Below are 7,329 nucleotides of genomic sequence, written 5' to 3' on the forward strand. Positions count from 1 at the left end.
TTTAAAAAACTACGGGTTTAGTAAAGTTTTTAATCAGATCGATTTTCTTAATAAAGTCTGTATTGATTTTCTCAACTGATATTTCTGGTAACTCTCGGCTTAAAATTTCCTCACTCTGATCCAGATAAGTTTGACACAAATCTATAGGAACATAGCTTTTCAATTGTTTAATTTCTTTAAGGAAGGGCAGACTTTTATTTTTGAAAGCTATATCTGTACCCAGACCAAATTCTATAACATTAGATCCTGGTGGAACATAAGCAGCTATTTGGCTAGCCTTATTATTAATTAATTTGATTTCTTCCTTGTAAAGATAATAATTTAAATTTTGAGATATTAGTTCTTGGTAACATCCTTCACCATTGGCAGAATCGTCCTCAATATTAGGAGTACTGTACAAATAAGGAGCTAGATTTTCTTCCTGTTGCTGTAAAAATAGAGATTTTACATCACAAAGAAATGAGGTTTGAAAGTCTGTCATAATGATTTTTCTTTGTAAGTAAAATATAATAATACTATAGAAATTCTCATTTGAATAAAAAAAACAGTGGATATGATACTTTTAGATTTTTTGCCTAATTTTAACTAGCTATCAGCTATTAGCTATCCTCCTACGGAGGAACTACGTTAACAGCTATCAGCTTAAAAACTTGTGCATAGATAATTGTATCTGTTTGCGGAGCATTCCGTCAGGAAACGCTTTTAAAATTACTTCTTGCTGACAGGAACCATTTTCCCATTATTAATTAATTTATACTTAATGCCACGCCATACTACTGTACGCTTAGTCAACGCTAGAGCAAAAAATATTAAACCAAAAAGATCACGCAAAGGCAATAAGTAAAGACTTTTTAAACCTTCAGAATCTTTCAACTCTTTTAAAATTATCCCACTGGTCAGAAGTCGTAAACCAATTGTAATCCCTAATACTCCTAGTCCCAATAAGTCTCCCATTCGTGCCACAGCGAAGAAAATAGCAAAAGGTACTGCTCGGATTAATATAGTTGCAATAAATGGCCCAGAACGTGCTAAATATGTATTCTGATCCCAATAAATTTGATGAGTCCACCATTGTCGCCAATTCTTCAAGTCTACAACTACATCAATAATATAAGGTAAAAGCACCATTTTTTTCCCAGAAGTCCAAACCCTCCGTCCAAGTTCGTAGTCTTCTACAAGATAATTTGCTAGACTCTCTAAACCACCAAGTTCTTGTAGTGTGGTTTGATTTATGGCTATGGAAGGTCCCAAACAAGCATTGGATGCTCCCGTAACTGCTGCAAATATCACGCTAGGAATAAAGTCTGCATTCATAGTTAATAGTTCCATCTTCTCAAACCATCGGTAGGCACTTTTGGCTTTAAAGAGAGTACAGACACATCCCACGTCGGGATTGGATAGAGGAGCTATGATATTTTTGATATAGTCAGGTTTGAGATTTGTGTCACTATCGCTGATAATAATGATATCGTGGTGTGCCTCAGCTATGGCACCAAGTAAATTATTGACTTTACCATTAGCTCCTCCTTGAACATTGCTAATGACAACGAAAATCTTCTGAGTGTCTACTTCTGCTTGAATATCCTCAAGAATAGGGAGGGCTAAATCTTCAGGGTCTTGAACTGAATAAATTACCTGATACTCAGGCCAATCTTGAATAGAAATGCTACGCAGGTTTGACTTGAGGTCTTTTTCAATACCTCGTACTGGTTTCAGTACAGTGACAGGTGGGTGAAATTTTTCTGTGGCATTTATGTCTGGGGTGGTTTTCCTCAAAAATTGTCTAGTAGTCCATACACTGAGGATTGAATATACAGACCCACCGACTATCGGTATCAGGCAAATTATTTGAAGCACCTCTACAGGGGTTAACATTAATTAATTCTTGTTTTCAATTTTTCAATTCAAGTATAGTTATGTGATTATAATTTAGCAACAATAGCGATCGCTCGCCAATTTGCTCTAGCCTCGAAAAAACAAAATAAATAATAATACCATGAGATTTTCCCATAATATCATGTGCCTCTTTCAGGGGAACTACGCTATCGGTTGAACAGTTATAAATAATTTTTAGAAGTGAGATGGGGAGAGGAGGGAGAAAATATATGAGGGTGTTTTTCTCATATTATTAATCACTATAATTGTACTGTTTGTCCATGATCTGGGAAAGTGGCGAAACTATACTGAGGAAAAAAATCATGTATGGCAGCAACTATTTTAAATACATCACCCATCCAAGCAGCACTTTTTTCCCCAGAAAAATTCTGTATTTGTCGGCAACGCTGTAGTGATGATTGTGCTTGAGCATAACTTCTCGGACAAGTATCATCAATTAACCATATAGTTTTTGAGTGTGCCACAGCAAGGGAAGCACAAAAGTCTCGAAAAGTTTGTTCAAAAGTATGCAGGCCATCTAAGTAAATTAAATCGAATGATTCAAACTTCTGGGCATAACTTTTGAAAAATTCATCACTGGAAACTTCGAGACAAACTACTTTTTCAGTGGCATATTTATCCTTATTTAATCTGAACTGAGGATCGACGGCAACTTTATTGGTAATATTTACTGCATTAAAAGTTATACCTTTTGATACTCTTATTTCTAGATATCTGGATGATTGATTAATACTAGCAAGCTTGTTGAGGCGATCGCTGCGACTTTTAATGAAACATAACCCTCATCAGTGAACAGAGTCTCAAAATACTTTTCTCCTGCTATAACTCCACTAAAAGGGATATGATTTCTTCCTCAAAAAAGCCGTTGTGGTTGATCTTTTCTCAGGTTATTTGTTAACTCAAAAATCCTGTGCTGTAGTTTTTCTAAATAAGAGAAATACCATTTCTTTTGTCCAAGTGTTAGCTCACTACCCGGTTCTGGAATGATAAGATTTTCAAAAATACAGTCGTTATTTGTAACTAAAACACATTTAGCTAGCGGTATGCCTATAATTTCTAGTATTTGAGTAAACCATAAAGGAAAAGTATATTCAGCTAGGGAGGTATTGGGGGGTTGTGAAATAGTAAAAACAATGCCATTATGAATACTGATATCAAATGCCCAAAGACGATGAATACTTTCAGTCAAAGCGTGCCCAAAGTGTGGATGAAAAGGACCTCCGTAGATATATGTACCATGGTAAGTTTTTGAACTATCAATCTGATGAGTATCACTGTTGTCGCTGCCAAGATTATTTTTTTTATTCACTTCTATGAACTGATCTAAGTAGACTATTTCTTGCTCTAGACTACCACCGCGTTGATCACGGAATATTTTTTCTTGATCTAAATTGATATTGCTTCGTCGATGACGGAATATTTCTGGCATATTATTGGGAAAAACTACACCCCCTGACCACTTATTATGTTGTTCCTGAATCTGAATGGGTTTGACTATGGCATTATGTATTTTGAACAATCGATTTTGCTCATCTGAATGCTCTAACAGTTTCTCACTCTTAATCTACCTTGAACTTAGTTTGGTCAGACTTAGTTTCCTCCAACTCCTTCTTTAATTGAGACTTTGACTCTGACTGCTCTTTCTCTTTCAACTGAGTTTCCTGAAGTTGAGAATAATACTTCTCCAACACATCCATTGTTTCACTTAACTGGGACTGCGACTGCTCCAATAACTGCTCGGTTTCCCGCAACTGAGATTTAGTTTCCTCCAACTCTTTGTGCAACTCCGAGTCCGATCGTGGCTGTTGTTGTTCCTGTTTCTCTCTCAACTGAGCTTGCTGCAATTGTGATTGAGATTGCTCCAATACTTCCATTGTCTCACTTAATTGCAACTGATACTCATCTAACAACTGCTCAGTTTCCCGCAACTGAGACTTAGTTTCCTCCAACTGTTTGTGCAACTCAGACTCTGACCCCGACTGCTTCTGTGCTAACTCTGCCTTAACCTGCTCCAACTCTTCCTGCTTCTCCTGCAACTTTCCTTGCAACTCTTCCAATGTCGCCATCGTTTGCTCCATTTGAGACTGATACTCTTCCAACACTCCCATCGCCTCACCTAACTGCGACTGGGACTCCTCCCATAACTGTTTGCTCTCCTGCAACTTGGACTTGGTTACTGCCAATTCCTGCTTAACTTCTCCATCTGATTCTGACTGCTGTTGCTCTCCTTTCTCCTTAAGCTGATATAACTCAAAGTGGGTTTGCTCCAACTCTCCTAATACCTCATCTAATTGAGATTGCGATCGCTCCAACTCTTCTCTCACATCGTGCAACTCGGACTTAGTTTTGTCCAACTCTTGCTGAGTTTGTTGCCATTTAGTCTTAGCTTCTTCTAGTTCTTTTTCTGTTGTTGCTGCCATTAATTTATATTCCCCTTAATTTCTTCAAATATTACCAATATCTTGATAAAATCAAATTCTAAAAATAAGTTAACTATACTGAGTAAGTGACTTTATCCTACCTCCATTTGTTCCCAATATTCCTGATTTAATTTCTTCTGTTGAATATTTATGTAGTATTTTTGCTCATGTTTTATTTGTCTAATTTTATTTAATTAAATCTGTCTTCTACTCACTTATTTTTCACTACTTACCAAAACTTTATGCTGAATTTTCATAGTGCGCTTCATCAATTTTTGCCATTCTTCAGAATTTGTCAGCTTTTGACTATCTAACTCTAGACCTTTTTGCTGAGAGAAATTAGCAAAACTATCTAACCATTCCATTACTATTTCTGCCCGAGAGTTTTCAGTATATTTCAAAGATTTCTGAAGGCGCTCTTGCATTTCAAGCAAATTACCTTTTTGATAAGCATACCAAGCTTCCCAAACTAATAGTTGATATTCTGTTTGACTCTCGGATTTAGAATTTATCAGAATGGCTTGTTGATACTGCAATTTTTCCAATTCAGACTGAGTTTGTGTTAGTTGAGACTTTGTTTTAACTAATTCTTTTTGTGCATTTTGTTGTTGAGATTGAGATTGTTGCAATAATATTTCTGTCTGCCTCCATTGAGTCTTAATTTGTTGCAATACTGTCTGATTTTCCTGTAATTGTAGTTGCTGTTTTTTGCGTTCTTCATCAGTTTGATATAGCTGATTTTGAAACTCTTTTAATAATGTTTTTGTCTGTTTCATTTGAGATTGAGATTGTTGCAATAGTGTTTCTGTCTGTTGCAGTTGTGAATTAGATTCTACTAATTCTGTTTGAACTTCTTGCATTTGTAGGTTAGTTCGCTTCAATTCTTGCTTTGCTTTATGTGATTGAGATTTAGATTTTTCCCATTCCTGCTGATTTTTTTTAATTTCTTTGAGTTGTTTTTCTGACTGTTGCAATATTGTTTCATTTTGTTTGAGTTGAGAGTTAGATTCTGTTAACTCGGCTTGAGTTTGATTTAGCTGAGATTGAGTTTCTTGTAATTCTTGGCTAGTTTTTTGTAGTTCAGATTCAGACTTTTCTAACTTTTGTTCATGCTTTTGTAGTTGAGAATTAGATTCTGTTAACTGAGACTGGTAATATTCCCACTCTTCTTGAGTTTGGTGTAACTGATGTTTATAAACTACTAATTCGTCTCTAGTTTCACATAAATTATGTTTTGTTAATCCTAATTCTGCCTGAGTTTGTTTCAGTTGTGAGTGGGAGTTTTCTAATTCTGTCTCTACATTGTTTAACTGTTCTTGATATTGTTGTAAACTCTTCTCATTTGCCATTAACTTAACCTGAGAATCTTCCCAGTCTTCTTGAGTTTGGTGTAGCTGATTTTGGCAAACCTTTAATTTAGCTTGAGTCTCATACAAATTATGTTTTACTTTCCCTAATTCTGCTTGAGTTTGTTTATTTTGTGATTCGGACTTTTCTAACAATACTTCTGTTTTTTCTACCTGAGATTGAGATTTTTGCCATACTGATTCTGTTTGCTGAAGTCTATAAGTAAATTGTTCTAGTTCTTCTTGTGTTTGATGTAGTTGTGACTGATTTTGTACTAGCTCTCCTTGAGTTTGGTGTAGTTCAGATTTTGTTTGTATAAGTTCTTTTTCTATTTGATCAAATCTGGTTTGAATATGTTCAACTTTTTTCAGTTGAGACTGAGTTTCTTCTAATACTGTTTCTGTGTGGTGGAGTTGTTTTTGAGATTCTAATAATGTTGTTTCGGTGGTATCGAGTTGAGAAGCATATTTTTCTAACTCATCTCGTGTTTGTGTTAATTGAGACTTAGTTTGTGTTAGTTCTAATTGACTTTGTTGGTATTGATTTTTATATTTTTCTACCTCTGCTAATAAGTTTTTATTCTGATTTTCTACACTACACAAATTCATCCAGTCTTGAAAAGCCCAAATTCTATAGGGAGATGATTTGATTTTTTCTTGCCAGGAAAAGTCTGGTATTTCATCGGCTGGTTTCCAGGATCTTGCTTCTAATTCCTGGTACATTTCTATAGCTTCAGGAAAGTAATAATCTATGAGAGTGGATCTATGGTCGTCTGCTGATAATTGATTATTAAATAATGATGGTTCGTAGATATTGGCAGCGGGATAATTAAAGTTTGTCTTAAATTTTTGATTAATTGCTTCAATAAATACTTGTTGGTTATTTATGATTGTTTGAATATTTGTCAATAAACAATAATTACCAGCATGATTATAAAAATCAATAATTTTTTGATTGTAGTGTAACCATAATTTTACTGCTAATTCCGGTTGACTTTGAAATATTTTATCTTGCCGACTATACAGATAATTAACTACTTCCCAAGGAGAACGATAAACTAATAAAAATTTGGCATTTGGCAGTAGATTTGCCCAAAAATCTAGAAATAAAGTTGTACGGGTTTCTTTCCATCCCCAATTTCCACTTATAGAATTTTTGGCGATAATTTCTTTTGCTATTTCTACAAAATTTTCTTCTATATCTATTCTTTCTTGGAGAGTCCAACCATCTGCATCTATTCCTTGAGATTCTAATACTTGTTTATGAAATTCATAGAAGTCTAAATTTTCAAAATATCCTTGAGGATTAGCTTCTGTTTCCTCTGTTAATTTCCGACCAATATGTAAACCAGAACCTTGGAGGATGGAAGCTGTTAAAGAACTTCCTGAACGGTGCATACTGGTAATAATTAGAGTTGATTTTTCTGTTTTTTGCATCATATAGATTTTGATTATGTATTAGTTATTAATATTACTATATAATTTTTTTGATCGTCTTGTTAACTTTTTGGCATATTGATTAACTGCTTTAAGTCCTCTACAATTATAGATTTTAGGCTGGTGGTTCGGTAAGTTTGTGCTTAAAGTTGCCAGATTGTTTAATCCTAAATCGATAGCTGCTATCCTAGTTTGAGTTAAAGGTTCTGTTTCTATTTCCTGTTTGTAAA

The 7,329-nt window shown here is 34.8% G+C and carries 7 protein-coding genes; all 7 read right to left on the reverse strand.

Annotation, left to right across the window (positions count from 1 at the left end; genetic code table 11):
* Position 1: 1 nt before the first annotated feature.
* Positions 2-481: an L-histidine N(alpha)-methyltransferase gene (locus F6K13_RS10875; RefSeq protein ID WP_124143239.1), complete on the reverse strand. Its 480-nt coding sequence runs from the start codon at positions 479-481 to the stop codon at positions 2-4.
* 227 nt (positions 482-708) lie between these two features.
* Positions 709-1,875 carry a glycosyltransferase gene (locus F6K13_RS10880; RefSeq protein WP_124143240.1) on the reverse strand — a complete coding sequence of 389 codons (1,167 nt, stop codon included), beginning with the start codon at positions 1,873-1,875 and terminating at the stop codon, positions 709-711.
* 260 nt (positions 1,876-2,135) lie between these two features.
* Positions 2,136-2,666, reverse strand: coding sequence for a class I SAM-dependent methyltransferase (locus F6K13_RS10885; RefSeq protein WP_124143298.1), 531 nt, complete (start codon positions 2,664-2,666; stop codon positions 2,136-2,138).
* An 83-nt stretch (positions 2,667-2,749) separates the two neighbouring features.
* Entirely contained in the window at positions 2,750-3,415 is a 666-nt protein-coding gene (locus F6K13_RS10890; RefSeq protein WP_124143241.1) for a glycosyltransferase 61 family protein, read from the reverse strand.
* A gap of 40 nt (positions 3,416-3,455) precedes the next feature.
* A complete protein-coding gene (locus F6K13_RS10895) occupies positions 3,456-4,316 on the reverse strand; it encodes a hypothetical protein (RefSeq protein WP_124143242.1) in 861 nt (286 codons plus the stop codon).
* 215 nt (positions 4,317-4,531) lie between these two features.
* Entirely contained in the window at positions 4,532-7,102 is a 2,571-nt protein-coding gene (locus tag F6K13_RS10900; RefSeq protein WP_124154102.1) for a chromosome partitioning protein ParA, read from the reverse strand.
* 18 nt (positions 7,103-7,120) lie between these two features.
* Positions 7,121-7,329 (reverse strand): transposase (locus F6K13_RS10905; protein ID WP_287287367.1); only part of this gene is annotated, 209 nt, incomplete at its 5' end.

It is taken from the genome of Okeania sp. SIO2B9 (genome assembly GCF_010672505.1).
In the GTDB taxonomy this organism is placed as follows: Bacteria; Cyanobacteriota; Cyanobacteriia; order Cyanobacteriales; family Microcoleaceae; genus Okeania; species Okeania hirsuta.